Below are 19,868 nucleotides of genomic sequence, written 5' to 3'. Positions count from 1 at the left end.
AACGATCGGCCGCGTCAGGAGAGTCGGCGCGGCAGCAACACTGCAAGCGGGGCGTAAATCGCCAGGCCGATCACGGCCGTCGCGAGGACCCCAAGCAGGACGTTCTCGTTGACGAACCGCCACGCGAGCAACAGGATCCCCGCCGGCGGGAGCGCGAGCCCGGCCGCCGTGCGGTGGAATCGACGGAGCTGGTCGCCGACGGGTTCCGGAGTCGTCTCGATCTCGCTGGAGTCGTCGTCCGCCACGAGGGCGGGAAAAGAAAGGTACGTTCCGAGCCCCATCACGAGCCCGACGAACGCGCCGAAGATCGGTTGGCCGAACAGTACGAGCCCGAGATAGCCAAACACCGGCAACTCGAGGACGCCAATGCCGGCACCGATCAGTCCGGGCGAGCGGTCGCCGTCGTCGGCCGAGCCCGACCGTTCGTCACGAGAGTCGTTCATATCCGTGTCGACTCACTACAGCCATATTACCGTTTTCTGTCACTCGCCTACTCCTCGCTCTCGGCGAGGTCCGCCGCGCGCAACTCTTCGCTGGCCTCGCGGACCTCCCGCATGACCGTCGAGATGCGTTCCTCGGCCTCGAGTTCCTCCTCGACCGAGAGGTCGACGCCCTCGACCTCGAGGAGGAACTTGGCGACCTCGGTGGCCTCGTACATCACGTCGTCGAGTTCCTCGGCGGTGAAGAAATCACACATTGCGCCGTAGAGGAAGGTCGCGCCGGCGGTTCGGACCTTCTCCTCGAAGGAGGCTCGTGCCTGATTGACCGCCTGCGGGGAGTAGGTGTCGGTCATGAAGGGGACGAGTTCGGGGAGGTTCTCGCCGATCTTGGTCATCTCGACGCCGGTCTCGGTCCGGAAGTCCGAACAGAGCCGCGCGATGGCCCACTCGCGGGCGGTGATGTACGTGCGGTCCCGGAGGAACTCGTTGACCCGGTCGTACTGCGCGCCGTCCATCTTCGTGAACCGGGCATACTTCTGTACGTCCTCGGGGACGTCGTCGTCCTGCGGGTCGGGGTCCGGCACCCCCGGCATCGAGCCGCCGTCGCCGTCCTCGTCTGCCGTCCCAGCGGGTTCGGGTTCGGGATCGCGGTCCGATTCGGCGTCGTCGCCCTCGAACCGAGACGCGTCCAGTCCGTCCTCGTCCATGCCCGCGTATTACCAGCTATCCGAGATAAGGGTTGTTCTCGAGCCGACCGGCTCGAGGGCGGCGCGATCGACCCCCGTCGTCGACCCCGGCGGGCCGTGGGTCGGCGACGACGGGCGGTCGGGGACCGGTTACTCGGCCCGTAAACACTTTTCCCGCCAGCCGGAGTTCGACCGGATTTAAGTCCGTGAGGGGCATGCGGTAGTATATGTCACAGACGCCAGTCGTAGTCAAGGCAGTGCGGACGCCACAGGGGAAAGAAGACGGCGTGTACGCCGACGTTCGCAGCGAGGACCTTTCGGTGCCACTGATCGACGAGATCCTGGCCGAAACCGGCCTCTCCGGTGAGGAAATCGACGATCTGATGTGGGGCTGTGCCCAGCAGCGCGAGGAACAGGACAACAACCTCGCCCGCGTCATCGCCTTGCTCTCCGAACTCGGCGAGTCGGTGCCGGCGACGACGATCAACCGCTGGTGTGCCTCCTCGATGCAGTCGGTCATCTCCGCCTCCGACGCCATCGCGGCCGGCAACCGAGACGCCATCATCGCCGGCGGCGTCGAGAGCATGAGCCGCGTCGCGATGGGCGAGAGCTACGGCCACATCCACCCGAAGATCTCCGAGCTGTACGACCTCGGGGATCTCCAGATGGGGATGACCGCCGAGAAAGTCGCCGAGGAGTACGGCGTCAGTCGCGAGGAACAGGACGAGTACGCCGCCCGGAGCCAGCAGCGAGCCACCGAGGCGACCGAGGAAGGCCGCTTCGACGACGAGATCGTCCCGATCGAAACCGAGGACGGCACCGTCGAGGAAGACGAGGGCATCCGACCGGGCACGACCACGGAAACGCTCGCCGAACTCCCCACCGTCTTCAAGGAGGACGGCACCGTCACGCCCGGCAACGCCTCCCAGATCTCCGACGGCGCGGCCGCCCTGCTGGTCACCAGCAAGGACTTCGCCGAGGAACACGACCTCGAGATCATGGCCGAGGTCGGCCGGAACAACGTCGCCGGCGTCGACCCGACCGTCATGGGGATCGGCCCGGTCCCGGCCACGAAGGGCCTGCTCGAGCGCAACGGCCGCGACATCGACGAGTACGACCTCGTGGAACTCAACGAGGCCTTCGCGAGCCAGTCGCTGTACTCGCGGGACGAACTCGGCATCGACCCCGATATCTTCAACGTCAACGGCGGAGCGATCGCGCTGGGTCACCCGCTGGGTGCCTCGGGCGCGCGTCTGCCCGTGACGCTGATCCACGAACTCCAGAAGCGCGGCGGTGGCCTCGGGCTGGCGACGCTGTGTGTCGGCTTTGGCCAGGGTGCGGCGATCGAATTCGACGTTAACTAAGCAGCGGGGACTGGACTTTTTGGTCCAGATTTTGCGAGGACAACGCGGGAGCGTCGCCTGAGACAAAAAGTACTGTTGCTCCGATAGGATATTTACGCTCGAGTTGTTGTAGTTACAGATGCGCGGTGTGAAACGTCTCTACGAGCGCACTGATGCGTGGCTCCGAGGGCTCTCTCGCGGACCGTATGCGGCCGTGTTGGGGCTAATGACCGGTATCGGCGTCCTCGCAGCCGGGTTCCTGTTGAGTCGAGACCTCCTCCTCCTTCGAGCGCTCACGATGGCGCTTGTCATGTTCGGTCTGGAGTACGCGTTCGGACGATTCGGGGCCAACGAGAGCTAACAGCACCCCGTCCTCTCACTGCCACCGTCCTCGAGCCACCGTCAGGTGGCGGGTCGTTTAGTAGCCTCGAGTCCGTAGGCCGCGTATGCGCATCGGCCTCCTCGCGATCATCGTCGGCATCCCGCTGGCCTGGCATCTCGGGCTCACCGCGGTCGCCTACTGGGACGCCGGTCGGGTGGGACTCGAGCCCCAGTGGAAGTGGGCGGCGATCACCTTCTGTATCCCGCTGATCGGGTTTTTCATCTACATCTTCGAGCGCAGCGAACTCTCCTACGACCCCGAGAGCGACCCCTATCGGGGACACAACGTCAACATCCACCCCTCGCGCGCCGACGACACGTCGCTGCCGTCACGCGGTGACGACCGCCTCGAGCCGGAACTCGAGGAAACCGACGACGAGTAGCGGGCGGGGTCGTGGCTTCAAGCCGCTGGCCGGTGAACCCACAGGGGATGTCCGACCACGGCACAGTCACCCTCGTCCCCAGCGTCCACTTCTCGCCGAGCCACTGCCGGCGGGTCCGCGAACGGATCCGTGCGGTCGAGCCGGACCTCGTGGCCGTCGAACTCGACGAGTCGCGCTTCGAGCGCCTCGAGGCCGATAGCGGGCCGGACCTCGCCGAACTGACCCGCGAGCTGTCGCCGCCGGCCGCGGCTGCCTACAGCGCGGTGCGTGCGTTCCAGCGGACGGTCGTTCGCCTCGCCGGACTCGATCCCGACTACACCGATATGGAGGCCGCCATCGAGACGGCCGCCGAGCGCGGAACCGACGTCGCGCTGATCGACGATCCGGTGGCGGAGACCCTGCGGGAACTCGCCCGTCGCGTCGGGCCGTTGACGATCCCTCGAAGTATGCTCCGCGCGCAGTCGCTGGGACCGGACGCGTACGCCGACCAGCTGGCGCTGCTCGAGCAGCCCGTCGCGGAGATCACACACGGCGACGACGTCCAGCCGGCGATCGACCACCTACGGCGGCTGTTCCCCGAGGTGGCGGCGGTACTGATCGACCGCCGGGATCGTGCGATGGCGCAGCGACTGCACGCGCTCCGTCGTGACGGTCACGACGTCGTCGCGGTCGTCGGCGCGGGCCACCACAACGGGATCGAGCGACGGCTCGCGACGCTCGAGGGCGAGCGCAACGCCGCCGAGCGGACCGAGTCGGTCCCGATCAGAACGCCCGCACGGACGGTAACGCGAATTCCGATCGAGTGAGCGGGCTCGAACCGCTCGCGCCGACCGGGGCAAATCGAGTCGCGATCAGTCGTCGGCCGGTGCCGCACTGCCTCCGCCGACTTTCGTGTCGGGGACGGTGCCGTCGTCGTTCCAGCCGCGCTCGGCGTAGTACTCCTCGAGGCCCTGTTCGAAGTCGGGCAGCTCGTAGGGGAGCCGGTCGTCGCCGCGGTCGAAGCCGCGCTGGTTGTTGAAGTGCCGTTCCATGGCGACGACTTCGCCACCGAGGGCGAGCAGGTCGTCGTAGTCGGCATCGAGCAGCGTCTCGATGCGTTCCTCGGTCAGGAAGTCCCGGGAGAACTTACAGAAGATCGCGCTGTCCTTGACGGCGTTTAGGTTCTCGAGTTCGACGAGCTTGGGCGGCTTGCCCTCGAGACCCTCCTTCTGGAACGCGTCTTCCTCGCCGACTAGCGGGTACTCGTAGGGGTAGAACTCGGCGTACATGTGGTCGGCACCGCGGTTCGAGGTAGCGAAGGCCAGCCCCTGTCCGTTCAGGGTGCGGCCGTCGTGGGCGGCAAATTCCATGCCCTTGACCGACCAGTTCTCGACCCCGAGGTCGTCGTGGATCCGGTCGACGCCCTCCGCGAGCGTATCACCGACGCCCTCGCGGTGGGCGATCTGCTCGACGAGGTCGTGGATGAGATCGACGTTGCCGAACTCGTCCTCGCTCTTGAGGTAGGCCGCGATGGTGTCACCCGTCGAAATGGTGTCGAGCCCGTAGACGTCACAGAGCTTGTTCGATTGCATCACGTCGACGATGTCGTCGACGCCCGAGTTCGAGCCGAAGGCCATCAGCGTCTCGAATTCCGGCCCTTCCGTCTCGAGGCCGGATTCCTCGTCGCGGGTCGGCAGCTTGCAGGCGAAGGCACACGACGAGCAGGTGCCTTTCTTGTACTTCTTCTCCTCGACGCGGTCGCCGCTGATCCCGTCGATCCCCTCGAAGGACAGGTCCTCGAAGTAGTAACTCGAGAGGGCCTCGACCATGTTGGCGTACTCGGCGACCGAGGTGGTCCCCTGTGCCTTCATCGGGTGGTCGGCCTGCGCGGCCTCGCCGTGGATCTCCATCTGGACGGCCGGGATCTCGACCTCGCGGGTCGAGTCGCCGTCGAAGGTGATCGCCTTGACGTTTTTCGACCCCAGCACCGCGCCGAGCCCGCCGCGGCCGAAGGCCCGTTCTTCCGAGGTCATGACCGAGGCAAAGCGGACCTCGTTCTCGCCGGCCGGCCCGATGACGGCGGTGTGTTCCGGCCCGAGATCGTGTTCGTCCTCGAGGTACTCGCAGGTCTCGGGCACGGTCGCCCCCTCGAGGTCGGGGACGGCCTCGAACTCGACGCCGTCGTCGGTGACGTGGACGACGACGAGGTCGTCGCTCGCGCCGGTAATCTCGACGGCACTGTAGCCGGTCCCCGTAAAGTTCCGCGAGACGAACCCGCCGGCGTTCGAGGAGAGCAGCCCGTCGGTCAGCGGCGAGACGGTCGTCGCCGACGTCCGCCCGGTGAAGCTCATCGTCGAGTGCTGAAGCGGCCCCGTCGCGAAGAACAGGCGGTTGTCGGCTCCGAGCGGATCGACATCGAACGGGATCCGCTCGTGGGCGAGTTTCGTGCCGAGCGCCCGACCGCCGACATAGGACTCGAGGACGTCGTCGATGTCTTCGGTCTCGACGGTTCGGTCCCCGACATCGATCGAACACAGCGGTCCCCGTGAGTGTTTCATAGTACCACAGTGGTGGACACGGCCGCAAAACGGTATCGGTTTTTCGGGCGGGATTCGACGCTGAGCCGTTCGGGCGGCGGCTGCGATCGGGCCGGCGGATCCCGAGTCGGCCCGGATTTATCCACTCGCAACGTCTGGTCCCGGTATGTCCCAACCGGACGAGTCGCTCGAGGGCGCGACCATCGACGACGTTTACGAGCAACTCGAGACGCTCGAGGAGACGGTCGACACGGCCGACGAGCGGACGGAGGTACGGCGGACGATGCGGCTACTGGGCCGGCTCTCGCACAATGCGGCGGTCGGGAACGTCATCACCCGGTTCACCTACAAGGACAAGGCCGAAGCGTTCGTGGGCAGCGTCGTCATCGGGCTCCCGATGCTGGTCGAGGACGGCGTCTTCAGTATCGGCGCGTTCCTCGCGACCCATCCGGCACTGCTGGTGGCGAACCTCCTGTTTACCGTCGGGCTCGTCGTCGGCATTCTCTACGTCGCCGACTTCAGGGAGGTGCAGATCCATAACCCCTACTTCGGCCTCGTGCCGCGTCGCCCGGTCTGGGTCCTGCTCATCGCGTTCTCGACCGCGGCCGGGCTCATGACGTTGTGGGGGCGGATCGCGTGGGACGAGCCGTGGGTCAATCTCTGTCAGGTCTCGGTCGTCTTCACCGCGATGGCGCTTGGCGGCTCGCTGGGCGATATTCTCCCCGGCGAAGCCGAGCATCGGCCGATAGACGCCCCCGATCGTCGCGGGGACGATCGCGACGACGCGTAAGACAGTCGGCGCGAACGCAACGTTTTTCCGAATCACGGCGAAGCCGGCCGCATGGTCAGTACGTCGATCCTGTTCGCACTGGGCGCGTTGCTCCTCTATGGCGGCTGGGCGGTGGCCGGCGGCGTCGCGACCCGCTCGCTCTCGCCGGTCAACGCCGTGTTCCTCTCGTACGTCGCGAGCCTCGTCATCGCCGGCGGCTACGTCCTCTCGCTTCGCCGTCCCGTCTCCGGCACCCGCGTCGACGTCGCCGCCGCCCTCGTCTCCGGCGCGTTCCTCGCGGCCGCCTCCATCTGCTTCTACGCCGGCCTCGCCCGGGGCAACATGGCGATCGTCTCCGCGATCGCCGCGCTCTACTTCGTGATCCCGGCCATCGTCGGCGTCTTCTACTTCGGGGCACAGCTCAGCGCGACGAACGTCGCGGGACTTGTCCTCGCGGTCGTCGCCGTCGGCCTCGTCGCGACCTGATCAGTCAGTCCGTCCGCGAGAAGCCGAGTGTTAGACCGGTTTGCCACACTGGTTGATCGCCTCCTGAACGGCCTCCGTGCGGCCGATGAGCGTGATGTGATCCCCCGCCTGCAGTTCGACGTCGGGGGTCGGCACTTCGCTGGTCCCGTTCCGGCTCACGAGCGCGATGAGAACGCCGTTCGGGAGTTCGCCCCCGACGTCGACGATCCGCTGCCCGACGAGATCCTCGTCGGTGATCTCGATCTCCTGTACGTCGCCGGAGCGACCGAGTTCGGACATCCAGTCCGAGAGCGCGGGCCGCTCGATCCGATTGTCGATCGCCCACGCGGTCGACTCGGCCGCCGAGATCGTCTGGACGCCGAGGTCCTCGAACGCCGACGCGTTCGACGGGTTGTTCGCCCGAGCGATCACGTTCTCGACGTCGAAGTTCGATTTCGCGAGCTGGGCCACGAGGAGGTTCACGTCGTCGTCGCCGGACGCCGCGACGACGGTCTTGGCGTTCTCCACGCCCGCCTCGCGTAACACCTCGGTGTCGGTGCCGTCGCCTTCGCGGGCGGTGAACCCGTCGTTGCGAAGCTCCTCGAGGACCGTCTTGTCCGCCTCGATCAGGACCACGTTTTCGCCGCGCGCTTCGAGTCGTTCTGCCAGCGAGCGACCGACGCGGCCGCCGCCGATGATGAGTACACGCATGGGTATCACGTCGAGTGTCTCCGCGATCTGCCGGGCCAGGCCGCCCTCGAGGACGACCGTCACGAGGATGACGAGAAAGACCGTCCCGACGAGCAGGTCCGCACCGGCCGGGTTGGTCGGCGCTGCGCCGGTCTGGAGTCGGATCGCGAACAGCGTCGCGACCGAGGCCGGAATGATCCCCCGCGGCCCGACGGCGCTCATAAAGAGCCGCTCTCTGAACGTAAACCGGCCACCCCGTGTCGAGAGAAAGACCAGAAACGGCCGCAAGACAAGCATGACGGCCACCACGACCGCCACGCCGCCGAGGCCGAGCGCGAACAGCTGGTCGAACTCGAGCAGTGCCGCGAGGGTGATGAAGACGAAGGAGAGAACGAGCAGGGTGATATCGCCCTTGAACGCCTCGATCTCCTCCTCGTAGGGGAGGTTGGCGTTGCCCAGGATCAGGCCGGCCGTCGCCGCGGCCGCGACGCCCGCCTCGGCGAAAACGTAATCGGCCGTCCCGAAGGCGACGATCGCCCCCGCTAACGTCAGCAATCGTGCGTTCCGCGGCGCATCGTCTGGCGAAATGTCGACGTACTGCAACACCGCCCAGACGACCGCGGCGACGACGACGCCGACGAGCAGGCCCGTTCCGAGCCGCTCGGCGAACAGTTGCAGGTAGACGTCCGCGTGGGCCTCTCTGACGGTCATCGACTTGAACAGCACGACCGCGAGGATCGCCGCCGTCACGTCGTTGACGATCCCCTCCGTCTCGAGGGTCGCTGCGACCCGGTCACGGACGGGGACGACCTTCAGGATCGGCGTGACGACCGTCGGTCCCGTCGCGACCAAGAGTGCGCCGATCAACAGCGCGATGTCCCAGTTCGCCCCGAGGAAAAAGCGGACTGCGCCGGCGGTTCCCAGAAAGGCGATCGCCGCACCGACCGTCGTCAATCGGATCACGGCTGCCGGCGCTTCCCGTATCTTCTCGGCCTTGAGGTGGAACGCACCCTCGAAGACGATGATGGCTACCGAGAGCCCGACGATCGTCGAGAGTCCGCTCTCGCCGAAGGAGTCGATGGTCAATACGCCGAGCCCCTCCGGGCCGATCGCGACCCCCGCGGTGATGAGAAAGAGAACACTCGGCACCCGAAACCGTGCCGACAACAACTGTGAGAGGACACCGAGTCCGACGATCATGGCGACCAGTATCAGAAGGTCGCCACTGGCCTCTGCACCCGTCATTGTCGGACCCGGCGCTCCATACCCGATCGCCGTCCCGGTGCGACTCGTCCGTCCATTCGGTTGGAAGGAATCAGTCCATGCGGTTAACTCCTGTGAGAAATCCGTACGAATGGCCGAGGGTAACTGCTGCCGCGTCGATCGCGGCCGAGCGGGATCGAACGCGTCGGCCGTCGGCAAGCCGGACCGATCAGGCGTCCTCGTAGATCCGGTCGACCCGATCCTCGAACCGCTCGAGGATGACCCGTCGCTTCTTTTTCATCGTCGGGGTGAGCATGTCGTTTTCCTCGGTGAACTCCTGGGGCACGAGTTCGAACTGCTTGATCGTCTCGTGTTTCTCGAAGTTCTCGTTGACGCGATCGACCTCTTCCTGAATATGATCGCGGACGCGCTCGTCGTCACACATCGCCTGCGGGTCGTCGGGCAGGTCGATTCCCTCCGCGTCGGCCCACTCGCGGACGTGGTTCGTGTTCGGTACCAGCAGGGCACCGATGAACTTCTCGCCGTCACCGACGACCATCGCCTGCTCGACGACCTCGCTGGCCGCGAAGGCGTCCTCGAGCGGGCCGGGCGCGACGTTTTTCCCCGTCGAAAGGACGATAATCTGCTTGACGCGATCGCGGAACTCGAGGTAGCCGTCGGGGCGGACGTGGATGATGTCGCCGGTACGGAACCAGCGCGTGCCGTCGTCGTCCTCGGTGAACGCGCCCTCGGTCGCACCGGGCTTGTTCCAGTAGCCCTGCGTGACGTTGGGGCCGTTGACGAGGAGTTCGCCGACCTCGCCGGCGTCGTCCGTGAAGGCGTCCTGATCGGCGATGGCCTCGTCGACTTTCACCTCGACGTTGGACAGCGTCGGCCCGATGGTCCCGATCTTCGCGCCCTCGGGCGGGTTCGTCGCGACGATGGGCGAGGTTTCGGTCAGCCCGTACCCCTCGAAGATCGGCAGCCCCATCGCGTGATAGAGCCGACACAGCTCCGGCGAGAGGCTCCCGCCGCCGCTGATCAGGATCTCGATGTTGCCGCCGAGCGCTTCCCGAACCGTCGAGAAGACGAGCTTGTCGGCTAGGGCTTGCTTGGCCTTCAGGATCGGCCCCGGCGACTCCGCCTGCTGGTACGCGACGCCGACGTCGGTCGCCCACTCGAAGATCCGCCGGGAGACGCTCGAGCCGCTGGCCTCCTCGCGGATGCCGTCGTAGATCTTCTCGTAGACGCGGGGAACGCTCGTGGCCGTCGTCGGTTGGACGGTGCTGAAGTCCTCCTGGAGCGTGTCCGGGCTCTCCGCGTAGGCGATACAGGTGCCGCCGGCAAACAGGGCGAAGTGGCCTGCAGTCCGCTCGAAGACGTGAGCCAGCGGCAGATACGACATCGCTACCGACTCCTCGTCGAGGACGGGGACGTCGTCGTCCTTGTCCGGCCGCGGACCGAACCGCTTCCGGGAGCCGTTGACGTTCGATCGGAAGTTCCAGTGGGTCAGCTGGACGCCCTTTGGCTTGCCCGTCGTCCCGCTTGTGTAGATCAGGCTCGCCAGATCGTCGAGATCGATCCCATCGATGCGCTCCTGGTAGGTCTCGAGGTCGAAGGCGTCCTCACCGCGGTCGTAGACCTCGCCAAGCGTCAGCACGTCGTCGCGATCGTCGTAGCCGTCGACCTCGTCGATGGTGACGATGAACTCGAGATCGAGTTCGTCCTCGACCGCGAGGACGTTCTCGAGCAGGTCCTCGTTCTCGACGACGACGCCGTCGGCGTCGGGGTCGTCGAGCAGGTACGCGACCTGGTCGGGCGAGGAACTCGTATAGACCGTCGTGACGGCCGCGCCAGCAGACAGCAGGGCGAAGTCGGTCTGGGCCCACTCCATGCGCGTGTTCGAGAAGATACCGACCCGATCGCCCGTTTCGACCCCCAGTTCGCGAAAGCCGGCCGAGAGGTTGCGAACGATGTCGCGCATCTCGGCATAGGAGAGGGTCCGGAACTCGCCGGGCGTCGCGGCGGGGACGACGTCGTCCGTCAGCGACCGATCGTAGATACCGCCCTTGTACTGTTGGGCTGGACGGTTCGTGTACCGCTCGGCCGCGTCCTCGAACATGCGTGCGAGATTCGTCTCGCCGATGACCTCGTCCTCGTACTCTCGTTCCGCGTCCCGCCAGTTCATATGTGTGTGAGAGTTGCTCCCGTGCGATAAAACGTGATGAAACTTGTTTCATCTATCACTACGTTTATCGCTCGTCGCTGCCGTGCGGGAGAGAACCGGCGAGCGCCCCGAAACCGGGCGCTCAACCGAAAAGATCCGAGCGCTGGTTTCGAAATCGGCTCCGAGCGATGGAACCGAGTCGCCATGGCGGCGACGCTACCCGGTCACTCCCGGTGGTCGAGATAGCCCAACACGCCACGCGTGTTCAGTTTCGCCTCCTCGCTGGCTTTCTCCCTGCCCCAGACGTCGGCCAGCTCGGCCTCGTCGGCGAAGTACTCCAGCACCGCCTCGTCGTCGGCGAGTTCACGGCGTTTGTCGGCGACCAGGTCGACCCACTCCTCGAGGACGGTCGCGTATTCGTCGAGGGCCCGTTCGGCGTCGTCGCCGACGAATCGAGGGCCGAAATGCGGGTACAGGAGGACGGCTGGGTCGAGGGCTTGCAGCATTTCGACGTCCGCGAGACACTGCTCGAGGTCGAAGTTCGAGGGCGGCGAGGTCGGCCTGATCCGTTCGACGTCGGGGACCCAGATGCCGGCGGCGTCGGCGACGAAGACCGCGTCGTTTGCGGGATCTTCGTAGACGACCTGATGGGGGGCGTGGCCGGGTGCCGCGTGGACTCGCAGTTCGTGTGTCCCGAGATCGATATGGTCCCCGTCCTCGATCGCGACGATCCGGTCCTCGGGGACGGGTTCCGGTTCAACGTAGTGGTCCCACTGGTCGCCGACGGCCGCCTTCGTCCCCGCGACCAGTCGGGAGGGGTCGGCGATGTGATCGGCCCCCAGCGAGGGGACGTAGACGTCGGCGTTCGGACAGTCGGCGGCGAGAAAGCCGGCCCCGCCGGCGTGATCGAGGTGGACGTGCGTCAGCGCGATGACCGCGAGGTCCTCGCGGTCGATGCCGACCTCGGCGAGCGCCTCCCGAAGCAGGTCGTAGTTCGTACCGATGCCCGTATCGACGACGGCCGGGCGGTCATCGTCGAGGATGTAAACGGCACCGTAGCCGCTGGTTTCGTACATTCCCGTATCGAGGTAGTAGCAGTCCGAACAGTCGCCGGCGGTGACCTCGCGGACGTCTCCGATTGCCATATCGAAACGCCGTCATGGGACCCGATAAAAGCTCGCGTCGCGGCGACCCCAGGTCCAGAGCCGGTACAGATTTCACACCTCGCTCTCATGGACAGTGTAAATGACCCGCATCGTCCGCGAATCGCCACCGTCATCGGAGCCGATATGAGCCACGATACGCCGGCTTCGAGCCGACTCGTCGGCACCCCACTGTGGCTCGAGCGGTCGTCGCTGCCCTGGCTCGTCACCGCGTTCGGCGGGCTCTCGATCGCCGGCCTCGTCGGCTGGTGGCTCGCCTTCGCGGACACGATCGGGGCCACCGCCTACCTGACCACCCTGCTCTCGATCGGCGTCCCCGCCGTCGGACTGGGTTGGGGCGGCCACCGGCTCACGGAAAGCGACATCGATGAGAGCCGGTATAGCCGAGTATGCAAGTGGTGTTTCGGCGGTGCGGTCGCCTTTCTGGCGGTCAACATGCTATCGATCGTCTTCTTTCCCGCCGACTCGGTGGCCGCCAACACCACCTGGGCCCACTTCGCGCTCAACACGGGCGCTGTCGGCGGGTTCGCCGTCGGTTACGTCGAAGCGCGGGCCATCCAGCGGGAGGTCGAAGCGACGGCCGCCACGGTCCGCGCCCGGCAACTCGAGGACGAACAGGAGCTGCTGGCGTACCTGAACGACCTGTTGCGACACGAGGTCCTCAACTCCTCCCAGATCATCGGGGGCCATGCGACGCTCCTGCAGGCGGAGTGTGACCGCGAGGCGGTCCGCGACCGCCTCGAGACGATCGAACGCGAGAGTGACAACCTCGTCGGCGTCATCGAGGACGTTCGGGCGATGCTGGACGCGAATCGGGGGCCACAGAGCGGGACCGCGGTCGATCTCGTCGCGGTACTCGAGGCCCAACTCCTCGAGTATCGCACCCGGTTCGACGACGTCGACATCGAGGCCGACCTGCCGGAAACTGCCCACGTCAGCGCTAACGAAGGCGTCAAGTGGATCTTCGCGAACCTCCTCGAGAACGCGATCGAACACAACGAGGGCCGGGCCCGCGTTCGGGTCACCGCCGAGCGGGGGCCGGAAACCGTCGTCGTCAGGGTCGCCGACGACGGCCCGGGAATTGCCGAGGCCGACAGGGAAACGCTGTTCGAACGCAGATCGACCAACCACGGGCTCGGGCTCTACCTCTCGCGGATCCTCGCGAACAGGTACGGGGGCAGCGTCGAACTCGTCGAGACCGGCCCGGACGGCAGCGTCTTCGGGGTGACCTTACAGCGCGCGGCGTCCACCGACGCGGACGTCGATGCGGCCGAGCGTTCGCAGTGAGGCGACTGCCCGTCACCGCTCGGCCGACTCCTTCCACTCGCCGATCCCCGATGGATCGAGGTGGACGTGTGCGTCACCGACGTCCTCGAGGCCCCGGAGGCGATCGACCAACGCCGACTCGATGTCGTGGGCCTCCCGGAACGGCATGTCACCGTCGACCTCGACGTGGACCTCGACCTCGAGGACGGTACCGTCGTAGAAGACCGTCAGGTCGTGGACGCCCTCGACGGCCGGGTGGCGACGGAGGGCCCCAGTGATCTCCCCCCGTTTCTCGGGCCCGGGAGCAGCACCGATGAGGTAGTCGACGTTTTCCCGGCCGATCTCGACGCCCTGATAGACGACGAGCAGGCTGACGAGGCCGCCGGCGATCGGGTCGAGGATCGGGTAGTTCACCAGCACGCCGAGGACGCCGACGATGGCGGCAATCGACGTGTAGATGTCGTTCAGACAGTCCTTCGCGAGCGCGGCGAGTGCGGTCGACTGGAGACGGTCGTTGATCCGGACGGTGTAGCGATAGACCAGGTACATATCGCCGATCGAGAAGCCAAGCGCCGCGAGCAACAGGACGCTGAACTCGATATCGGGGCCTGCCAGGAGTCCCTCGACCGACCGGTAGAGCAGGTTCAGCCCGAGCAGTGCGATCATCGCCCCGACGAAAAGCGCCGTCAGCGGTTCGATCCGGTCGTGCCCGTGTGGATGCGTCGTGTCGGGTTCGTCGAATGAACTCCGCCCCCAGACGAGGACGACGACGCTGGCGACCAGATCCGCCAGCGAGTGGGCCGCGTCGGCGAGCAGGGCAACGCTGCCGAAGGCAAGCCCCGCGCTTCCCTCGGCGACGATCTTCACGACGTTACCGAGGACGTTCGCCCACGACGCTCGCGCGAACGCCGACCGACCACCGTCCGCGGGGACGTCTTCGGCCATGGCTCGGTTTAGAGCGAGTCTAACCTTGGGTCTTTCCCTCCTCGCTCGTCGCGGCGTGACGGTGTTCGCAACGTTCATTTCGCGCCTGGACGAACCGCGTCGTATCCGGGCGATGGGGCCCGCCTGACCCAACTGCCGACCGTCGCGACCGGGCCGTGACGCCCCCGCGTCGTGGGCGCCGGTCGGCTGACGGTCCCTGCCACCACCAGCCATGGCAGACTCACATCCCCTCGTTCGACTCGAGACGGTCGCACTGATCGCTATCGGCGGGTTCGCCGGCTCGAACCTCCGGCTCTTCGCGATGGGTGTGGTCCCGGATACGGCGTCGATCGTCCTCGTCAACGCGGTCGCCAGTGCAGTCCTCGCCGTCGTCGTCTACGAGGCCGAGGCCGTCGGCCGGCTGTCGTCGCGGGCGCGACTCGTCTTTACGACCGGATTCCTCTCCTCGCTGTCGACCTACAGCACGTTCGCGCTGCAGGCCGCGCTCGCGTCGACGCCGCTTGCCCTGCTGGGCATCGTCGCCGCCAACTACGGTTTCGGACTTGCCGGGGTACTCGCGGGTCGTTCGCTCGCGCGTCGCCTCGGCGGTCCCCGACCCGCCGGTGGTGAGACGGCGTGAGCCCGGCACTGCTGAGCGCCCCGCTGCTCGAGGCGCTCGCCCGCGCGACCGTCACCGTCGACCCCGAGCCGGCCCACGTCGTCGGCACCGGCGGCGCGATCGGGGCGGTCTGTCGGTACCTGGTCGGCCACTGGGTCTCGAGTCGCCTCGAGAGCGGGCGGCTCCCGCTGGCGACGTTCGTCGTCAACGTCGTCGGGAGCTTCCTGCTCGGGCTCGTCGTCTTCGCGGGCGCGAGCGAGTCGACACTACGACTCGTCGCGACCGGGTTCTGTGGCTCGTTCACGACGTTTTCCTCGTTTTCCGTCGAGACCGTTCGACTGTACGAGGACGGCGACCGCGCCCTCGCGATCGGCAACGCCGCGGCCGGTCTCGCCGGGTCGCTCGCCGCGATCGGCCTCGCGTGGGCGCTCGTCGCCGCCCTCTGAGGCCCGGCTCCGGGCACCACGCCGGCCCGGTCGAAACACGTTGACGATCCCTCAGATACGGTACCTATCCCCATGGGTTCGCGCGATCCGCTCGGGTTCGACCCGTGGTAGGTATATGTCCGGCCTGCGTTAGACGACGCTATGGCGGCTCGCCAAGACGCGTGGCGCATCTACCGCGAGTCACTGCCGATCCTCGTGGTCAGCCTCGCCGGCGGGGTTTTCGCCGGCTCAGTCCTCGGCTCGGAGGGGATGACCGCGGGATTCGAGCGGTTCCCCGGCCTCCTGTTGCTCCTGCCCGCATTCCTCGCGACTCGGGGGAACGTCTACGGGGCGCTCGGCGCGCGCATCTCGAGTGGCCTCCATCAGGGGATGATCGATCCGGAGTTCTCGTGGGACCGGCGACTCGTCAACGCCGTCGCGGCCTCCTTTATCAACGGGATCGGCATCTCGGTGTTCATCGCCGTCCTCTCGTGGGGAATTCTCCAGTTGCTGGGTCGCGACTCCGCGCGGCTGATCGAACTCGTCGGTATCATGCTGGTCTCGGGCGTGTTGACCTCGTTCACGCTGATCTTCGGCATGCTGGCGCTGGTGTTTGCCAGCTACGAGTACGGGCTCGATCCCGACAACCTGATCGGGCCGATCGTCACCACACTCGGCGATATCTTCGGCGTCGTCTTCCTGTTCGTCGCGATCACCGTCGTCGGGGTGATCTTCTGATGGGCGCGACCGATCCCGACGAGTCGGTCAACACCTGGTCGGTCCGGAGCATCGTCGCCACGATGTTTCCCATCCTGATCGCACTCTCGATCCTCGAGATGGGGTCAGGCTACGTCCTCGAGGAACTCGAGGCAACCTACCTCGCAAATCCCACGCTGCTCGTCCTGGTGCCCGTGATGATCGGCATGGGCGGCAACCTCGGCGCGATCCTCTCCTCGCGGCTCTCGACGCGGCTCCACCTGGGCCTGCTCGAGTTCGACCCCCGCGACGAGGTGCTGTGGACGAACGTGTTGGCGATACTCGGGCTCGCGGCGACGATCTTTACCGCGCTGGGGATCGTCGCCTGGCTCGTCGGCCAGTTCATCGCCGAACCGATGGCGCTCGTTGACCTCATGGTCATCTCGGTCGTCAGCGGGATGGTGCTGGCCGGGCTGGCGATCGTCCTCAGCGTCCTCGCGACCTACGTCTCCTACAAACAGGGGCTGGACCCCGACGACACGACGATCCCGGTCGTCACGAACGTCTGTGACATCCTCGGCGTGATCGTCCTCTCGGGGGTTGCGATCGTCGTCCTGAACTGAGACCGTCCCGAACGGAACTCAAGGCTCGAACGCCGGACTGGCGTCTCACCGGTCACAGCCGACTCGAGAAAGGACCGTTTTCCCGTCGTATCTTCACCTTGCGACCAGAACTACTTAAAGGGCGAGCGACCAGGTGGGGCCCGAACCCGCCCTCCGCGTGGCTACGCGGACGCGAGATCCCGGAAGGCGGCGGCGGCCGTCCGGGTCCCTTTCGCGATCAATACGTCGCCGCCGCGCAGTTCGGCATCGGCGTCGGCCACCAGCAGCCAGCCCTCGTCCGGCCGGCGGATGGCGATTACCGACATCGTCGAGTCGGCGTCGGGAACGCCCTCGGTCACCGCAGTCCCGTCGAGGTCGCTGTCCCGTTCGACCGGGATGCGGGCGATGATCTCGTCGCTCTCCTGGACCGCCAACTGGACGACCGGATGGACGTCGATATCGCGAAGGACGCCCTCGCTGATCTCGATCGCGGTGTCGCTGATTCGCTCGGTGCTGCTGCCCAGTTGGATCAGCCCGCGCAACACGACCGGATCCGTCGCGTCCGCGGCCGCCCGCAACGTCCAGGCCTCGAACCGCGACTGCATCGCGTCGACCTCGACCTCCAGGTTGCGGACCTCCTCGGCCAGTTCCTCGCTGTCGAACAGCACGCTGCTGTAGGCCAGATCGACCGCCAGCTCCGAGAAGTCCTTCATGTGGATGATCGTGTCCACCGCCCGCTCGAGATCGTCGATATCGGGACTCTCGACCGTGGGCGCTTCGTAGACCTCCCCGGTCAGGGTCTCACAGACGTCGCCGATCGCCGACTCGGGCCCCCGGAGAAAGGCGACGTCGTCGGCCTCGATCCGCGTCGTCGGCCCCGGGTTGAGTAGCCACTCGCTGCCCCGCCGGAGCGCGATGGCTCGGACGCCGGTCTCGGACTCGAGGTCGATGTCCTGCAGCGTCCGGCCGGCGTATGGGGAGTCGGCCGCGACGACCCCCCGGAGCAGGGCTTCCGCGGCGTCGGGCAGGGCCGCCCGCATCGCTTCGGGCAGCCCCATATCCTCGAGGACGATCTTCGCGATGTCGCCGGCGGCATCGCTGATCTCGTCGGCAGCCCCGACGATGCCAAGCACCGGCGCGAGCTGTTCGGCGTCGGCCGGTTTCCGGGCGGCCATCAGCAGGCTCATCCGCGCGCGCATCTCGAGGACGTCCATTCGCTCCTCGAGTCGGAGGACCTCCGTCGCGAGTTCCTCGCTGCGATGGAGGACCGCCGAGTACGAGAGGTCGATCAACAGCTCCGCGGTGTCTTTCATCTCGACGAGTACGTCCTTGACACTGACCGGCTCGTACTCGATCGATGCCGACGATGTCTCGCCCTCGAGCGGATCCATACCTCGAGAGTCCGCCCGCCGACGAAAAAAGCGTTTCCCGCCGATCCCGCGGCCGACCGCGAGCCAGCCTTCCGACACGGTTTTGCCCGGGCACAGAGAACGCACGAGCATGCTCGACCGGACCGATCTACGCGAGAACCCAGACGAGGTGCGCTCGGCCCTCGATGACCGTGGGGCCGACGTCGATATCGACGAGTTACTCGAACTCGACGAGCGCTGGCGGGAGCTGAAAGCCCGCGGCGACGACCTGCGCCACGAGCGCAACCAGATCACCAAGAAGATCGGACAGCTCGTCGCCGACGGCGAGGACGAGAAACGGGAGGAGGCCATCGAGCGCTCCCAGGACCTCAAAGCCGAGATCGAGGACGTCGAGGACGAGGCCATCGAACTGCAGGACGAACTCCAGGAGCGGCTGCTCGAGGTCCCCCAGCTCCCCGACGAGAGCGTGCCACTGGGTGTCGACGAGCGCCACAACGTCGAGGACCGCCGCTGGGGCTTCGACGAGGACCACGACCTCCCCGACGAGGTCACCCCCCACTACGAACTCGGCGAGGAACTCGACATCATTGACGAGGAACGGGCCGCCAAGACGACCGGTGCCGGCTTCTACTTCCTCAAGGGCGAGGGCGCACAGCTCGAACACGCCTTGATCCAGTTCATGATGGACGTCCACCGCGAGCAGGGCTACGTCGACGTCTTCCCGCCGGTCCCGGTCAAGAGTTCGTCGATGCAGGGAACCGGCCAGCTGCCGAAGTTCGCCGACGACGCCTACCGACTGGGCGGCAACAACGACGAGGAGTACGACCACGACGACCTCTGGCTCTGTCCCACCGCGGAGGTCCCGGTCACCAACATGTACGCCGACGAGATCCTGCTGGACGACGACCTCCCGCTGAAACACCAGGCCTACACCCCGAACTTCCGGCGTGAGGCCGGCGAACACGGCACCGAAACCCGGGGCATCGTCCGCGTCCACCAGTTCAACAAGGTCGAACTCGTCAACTTCGTCGAACCCGAGGACAGCTACGACCGCCTCGAGGACCTGCTCGACGAGGCCGAGGAGGTCCTCCGTCGGCTCCACCTGCCCTACCGCATCCTCGAACTCTGTACCGGCGATCTCACGTTCGCCTCCGCCAAGACCTACGACATCGAGGTCTGGGCCCCCGGCGACGACATGGACGACGGCCCCGAGGAAGGCGGGCGCTGGCTCGAAGTCTCGAGCGCATCGAACTTCGAGGACTTCCAGGCCCGACGCGCCGGCCTGCGCTACCGACCCGAGCGCCACGAGTCGGCCGAGTACCTGCATACCCTGAACGCGTCGGGACTCGCGATCCCCCGGGTGATGGTGGCCATCCTCGAGTACTACCAGAACGAGGACGGCACGGTCACGATCCCCGAGCCGCTGCGGCCGTACATGGGCGGCAAAGAGGTCATCGAAGGCCACGAGAAGGTCGGCGAGTCGGCGCTGGGTGCAGGCGAACGCGAGTAGCGCGCTCCCGCGGGTCTCCCTTGTCCGGAATCACCTATAGTAGCTCTTGAAACGATTTACACACCGATCGCAACGTTGTCCTGCGATCGGGTGTGCATTGACTTTCAAGAGCTACTATAGCCCGTCAGAACGGTGATCTCGGGTCCGGAGTCGATACGTCTGGGGCGGGATATGCTGACCAGTGGAGGTGAGAAATACTGTGCGATCGGATCCTCGTCGACGACTGGGTCGTCCGTTGCTGACTCGACGG

At 66.4% G+C, this 19,868-nt stretch carries 20 protein-coding genes; 12 read left to right on the top strand and 8 right to left on the bottom strand.

Features of this window, described 5'->3' with window-relative positions:
• Positions 1 to 14: 14 nt before the first annotated feature.
• Both ACSBP4_RS02425 and ACSBP4_RS02420 read right to left on the bottom strand, forming a co-directional pair.
• A complete protein-coding gene (locus ACSBP4_RS02425; RefSeq protein WP_006649822.1) occupies positions 15 to 443 on the bottom strand; it encodes a hypothetical protein in 429 nt (142 codons plus the stop codon).
• A gap of 47 nt (positions 444 to 490) precedes the next feature.
• Complete coding sequence (locus ACSBP4_RS02420) at positions 491 to 1,147, bottom strand: DUF5806 family protein (RefSeq protein WP_006649821.1); 657 nt, start codon at positions 1,145 to 1,147, stop codon at positions 491 to 493.
• 206 nt (positions 1,148 to 1,353) lie between these two features.
• Here ACSBP4_RS02420 and ACSBP4_RS02415 point away from each other — a divergent pair, with 206 nt between their 5' ends.
• From ACSBP4_RS02415 to ACSBP4_RS02400, 4 genes are all read left to right on the top strand, one after another.
• On the top strand, positions 1,354 to 2,490 hold the full coding sequence (locus ACSBP4_RS02415; RefSeq protein WP_373632437.1) for a thiolase family protein: 1,137 nt from the start codon (positions 1,354 to 1,356) through the stop codon (positions 2,488 to 2,490).
• Between the two features lie 118 nt (positions 2,491 to 2,608).
• Positions 2,609 to 2,830: a hypothetical protein gene (locus ACSBP4_RS02410; protein ID WP_006649819.1), complete on the top strand. Its 222-nt coding sequence runs from the start codon at positions 2,609 to 2,611 to the stop codon at positions 2,828 to 2,830.
• Between the two features lie 85 nt (positions 2,831 to 2,915).
• Positions 2,916 to 3,233, top strand: a complete 318-nt coding sequence (locus ACSBP4_RS02405) for a hypothetical protein (RefSeq protein ID WP_049965474.1) — start codon at positions 2,916 to 2,918, stop codon at positions 3,231 to 3,233.
• A gap of 47 nt (positions 3,234 to 3,280) precedes the next feature.
• Positions 3,281 to 4,039: a TraB domain-containing protein gene (locus tag ACSBP4_RS02400; RefSeq protein ID WP_435551267.1), complete on the top strand. Its 759-nt coding sequence runs from the start codon at positions 3,281 to 3,283 to the stop codon at positions 4,037 to 4,039.
• A gap of 45 nt (positions 4,040 to 4,084) precedes the next feature.
• On the opposite strand, the gene ACSBP4_RS02395 is transcribed toward ACSBP4_RS02400, so the two are convergent.
• A complete protein-coding gene (locus ACSBP4_RS02395) occupies positions 4,085 to 5,770 on the bottom strand; it encodes an aldehyde ferredoxin oxidoreductase family protein (protein WP_435551266.1) in 1,686 nt (561 codons plus the stop codon).
• A 145-nt stretch (positions 5,771 to 5,915) separates the two neighbouring features.
• Between ACSBP4_RS02395 and ACSBP4_RS02390 the strand changes: the two genes are divergently transcribed.
• Positions 5,916 to 6,539, top strand: coding sequence for a DUF2391 family protein (locus ACSBP4_RS02390; RefSeq protein ID WP_435551265.1), 624 nt, complete (start codon positions 5,916 to 5,918; stop codon positions 6,537 to 6,539).
• Between the two features lie 51 nt (positions 6,540 to 6,590).
• The gene (locus tag ACSBP4_RS02385) at positions 6,591 to 7,004 is read left to right on the top strand and encodes an EamA family transporter (protein WP_006649814.1); all 414 of its coding nucleotides are present in this window, start codon (positions 6,591 to 6,593) and stop codon (positions 7,002 to 7,004) included.
• Positions 7,005 to 7,034: 30 nt separating this feature from the next.
• Here the strand turns inward: ACSBP4_RS02385 and ACSBP4_RS02380 are convergent, their stop codons facing one another.
• The 3 genes from ACSBP4_RS02380 to ACSBP4_RS02370 all read right to left on the bottom strand — a co-directional run bounded on the left by ACSBP4_RS02380 (position 7,035) and on the right by ACSBP4_RS02370 (position 12,188).
• Positions 7,035 to 8,918, bottom strand: a complete 1,884-nt coding sequence (locus tag ACSBP4_RS02380; RefSeq protein ID WP_373632430.1) for a cation:proton antiporter domain-containing protein — start codon at positions 8,916 to 8,918, stop codon at positions 7,035 to 7,037.
• A 187-nt stretch (positions 8,919 to 9,105) separates the two neighbouring features.
• Positions 9,106 to 11,064, bottom strand: coding sequence for an AMP-dependent synthetase/ligase (locus tag ACSBP4_RS02375; RefSeq protein WP_049965468.1), 1,959 nt, complete (start codon positions 11,062 to 11,064; stop codon positions 9,106 to 9,108).
• A 203-nt stretch (positions 11,065 to 11,267) separates the two neighbouring features.
• Complete coding sequence (locus ACSBP4_RS02370; RefSeq protein ID WP_049965467.1) at positions 11,268 to 12,188, bottom strand: MBL fold metallo-hydrolase; 921 nt, start codon at positions 12,186 to 12,188, stop codon at positions 11,268 to 11,270.
• A 144-nt stretch (positions 12,189 to 12,332) separates the two neighbouring features.
• Here ACSBP4_RS02370 and ACSBP4_RS02365 point away from each other — a divergent pair, with 144 nt between their 5' ends.
• The gene (locus tag ACSBP4_RS02365) at positions 12,333 to 13,493 is read left to right on the top strand and encodes an ATP-binding protein (RefSeq protein WP_435551264.1); all 1,161 of its coding nucleotides are present in this window, start codon (positions 12,333 to 12,335) and stop codon (positions 13,491 to 13,493) included.
• Positions 13,494 to 13,505: 12 nt separating this feature from the next.
• Here the strand turns inward: ACSBP4_RS02365 and ACSBP4_RS02360 are convergent, their stop codons facing one another.
• On the bottom strand, positions 13,506 to 14,417 hold the full coding sequence (locus ACSBP4_RS02360) for a cation diffusion facilitator family transporter (protein WP_006649809.1): 912 nt from the start codon (positions 14,415 to 14,417) through the stop codon (positions 13,506 to 13,508).
• Positions 14,418 to 14,628: 211 nt separating this feature from the next.
• Here ACSBP4_RS02360 and ACSBP4_RS02355 point away from each other — a divergent pair, with 211 nt between their 5' ends.
• From ACSBP4_RS02355 to ACSBP4_RS02340, 4 genes are all read left to right on the top strand, one after another.
• Positions 14,629 to 15,036, top strand: coding sequence for a CrcB family protein (locus ACSBP4_RS02355; protein ID WP_435551263.1), 408 nt, complete (start codon positions 14,629 to 14,631; stop codon positions 15,034 to 15,036).
• Entirely contained in the window at positions 15,033 to 15,461 is a 429-nt protein-coding gene (gene crcB / locus ACSBP4_RS02350) for a fluoride efflux transporter CrcB (RefSeq protein ID WP_435551262.1), read from the top strand. Before ACSBP4_RS02355 ends, crcB begins: the two co-directional genes overlap by 4 nt.
• 141 nt (positions 15,462 to 15,602) lie before the next feature.
• The gene (locus ACSBP4_RS02345; RefSeq protein WP_435551261.1) at positions 15,603 to 16,178 is read left to right on the top strand and encodes a magnesium transporter; all 576 of its coding nucleotides are present in this window, start codon (positions 15,603 to 15,605) and stop codon (positions 16,176 to 16,178) included.
• Positions 16,178 to 16,759: a magnesium transporter gene (locus ACSBP4_RS02340; RefSeq protein ID WP_006649805.1), complete on the top strand. Its 582-nt coding sequence runs from the start codon at positions 16,178 to 16,180 to the stop codon at positions 16,757 to 16,759. The genes ACSBP4_RS02345 and ACSBP4_RS02340 overlap by 1 nt, the downstream gene beginning before the upstream one ends.
• 161 nt (positions 16,760 to 16,920) lie before the next feature.
• On the opposite strand, the gene ACSBP4_RS02335 is transcribed toward ACSBP4_RS02340, so the two are convergent.
• A complete protein-coding gene (locus ACSBP4_RS02335) occupies positions 16,921 to 18,129 on the bottom strand; it encodes a potassium channel family protein (protein ID WP_435551260.1) in 1,209 nt (402 codons plus the stop codon).
• A gap of 109 nt (positions 18,130 to 18,238) precedes the next feature.
• Here ACSBP4_RS02335 and serS point away from each other — a divergent pair, with 109 nt between their 5' ends.
• A complete protein-coding gene (serS, locus tag ACSBP4_RS02330) occupies positions 18,239 to 19,618 on the top strand; it encodes a serine--tRNA ligase (protein WP_435551259.1) in 1,380 nt (459 codons plus the stop codon).
• The last annotated feature ends 250 nt before the right edge of the window (positions 19,619 to 19,868 follow it).

It is taken from the genome of Natrinema sp. CGMCC1.2065, from assembly GCF_051225675.1.
Classification (GTDB): domain Archaea; phylum Halobacteriota; class Halobacteria; order Halobacteriales; family Natrialbaceae; genus Natrinema; species Natrinema thermotolerans.
This window is presented reverse-complemented; position numbering and strand designations above follow the sequence as displayed.

Bases quoted from the DNA above. Each gene is read 5' to 3' on its own strand.
- ACSBP4_RS02425 (WP_006649822.1), bottom strand. From the start codon at position 443: ATGAACGACTCTCGTGACGAACGGTCGGGCTCGGCCGACGACGGCGAC.
- ACSBP4_RS02420 (WP_006649821.1), bottom strand. From the start codon at position 1,147: ATGGACGAGGACGGACTGGACGCGTCTCGGTTCGAGGGCGACGACGCC.
- ACSBP4_RS02415 (WP_373632437.1), top strand. From the start codon at position 1,354: ATGTCACAGACGCCAGTCGTAGTCAAGGCAGTGCGGACGCCACAGGGG.
- ACSBP4_RS02410 (WP_006649819.1), top strand. From the start codon at position 2,609: ATGCGCGGTGTGAAACGTCTCTACGAGCGCACTGATGCGTGGCTCCGA.
- ACSBP4_RS02405 (WP_049965474.1), top strand. From the start codon at position 2,916: ATGCGCATCGGCCTCCTCGCGATCATCGTCGGCATCCCGCTGGCCTGG.
- ACSBP4_RS02400 (WP_435551267.1), top strand. From the start codon at position 3,281: ATGTCCGACCACGGCACAGTCACCCTCGTCCCCAGCGTCCACTTCTCG.
- ACSBP4_RS02395 (WP_435551266.1), bottom strand. From the start codon at position 5,770: ATGAAACACTCACGGGGACCGCTGTGTTCGATCGATGTCGGGGACCGA.
- ACSBP4_RS02390 (WP_435551265.1), top strand. From the start codon at position 5,916: ATGTCCCAACCGGACGAGTCGCTCGAGGGCGCGACCATCGACGACGTT.
- ACSBP4_RS02385 (WP_006649814.1), top strand. From the start codon at position 6,591: ATGGTCAGTACGTCGATCCTGTTCGCACTGGGCGCGTTGCTCCTCTAT.
- ACSBP4_RS02380 (WP_373632430.1), bottom strand. From the start codon at position 8,918: ATGACGGGTGCAGAGGCCAGTGGCGACCTTCTGATACTGGTCGCCATG.
- ACSBP4_RS02375 (WP_049965468.1), bottom strand. From the start codon at position 11,064: ATGAACTGGCGGGACGCGGAACGAGAGTACGAGGACGAGGTCATCGGC.
- ACSBP4_RS02370 (WP_049965467.1), bottom strand. From the start codon at position 12,188: ATGGCAATCGGAGACGTCCGCGAGGTCACCGCCGGCGACTGTTCGGAC.
- ACSBP4_RS02365 (WP_435551264.1), top strand. From the start codon at position 12,333: ATGAGCCACGATACGCCGGCTTCGAGCCGACTCGTCGGCACCCCACTG.
- ACSBP4_RS02360 (WP_006649809.1), bottom strand. From the start codon at position 14,417: ATGGCCGAAGACGTCCCCGCGGACGGTGGTCGGTCGGCGTTCGCGCGA.
- ACSBP4_RS02355 (WP_435551263.1), top strand. From the start codon at position 14,629: ATGGCAGACTCACATCCCCTCGTTCGACTCGAGACGGTCGCACTGATC.
- ACSBP4_RS02345 (WP_435551261.1), top strand. From the start codon at position 15,603: ATGGCGGCTCGCCAAGACGCGTGGCGCATCTACCGCGAGTCACTGCCG.
- ACSBP4_RS02340 (WP_006649805.1), top strand. From the start codon at position 16,178: ATGGGCGCGACCGATCCCGACGAGTCGGTCAACACCTGGTCGGTCCGG.
- ACSBP4_RS02335 (WP_435551260.1), bottom strand. From the start codon at position 18,129: ATGGATCCGCTCGAGGGCGAGACATCGTCGGCATCGATCGAGTACGAG.
- serS (WP_435551259.1), top strand. From the start codon at position 18,239: ATGCTCGACCGGACCGATCTACGCGAGAACCCAGACGAGGTGCGCTCG.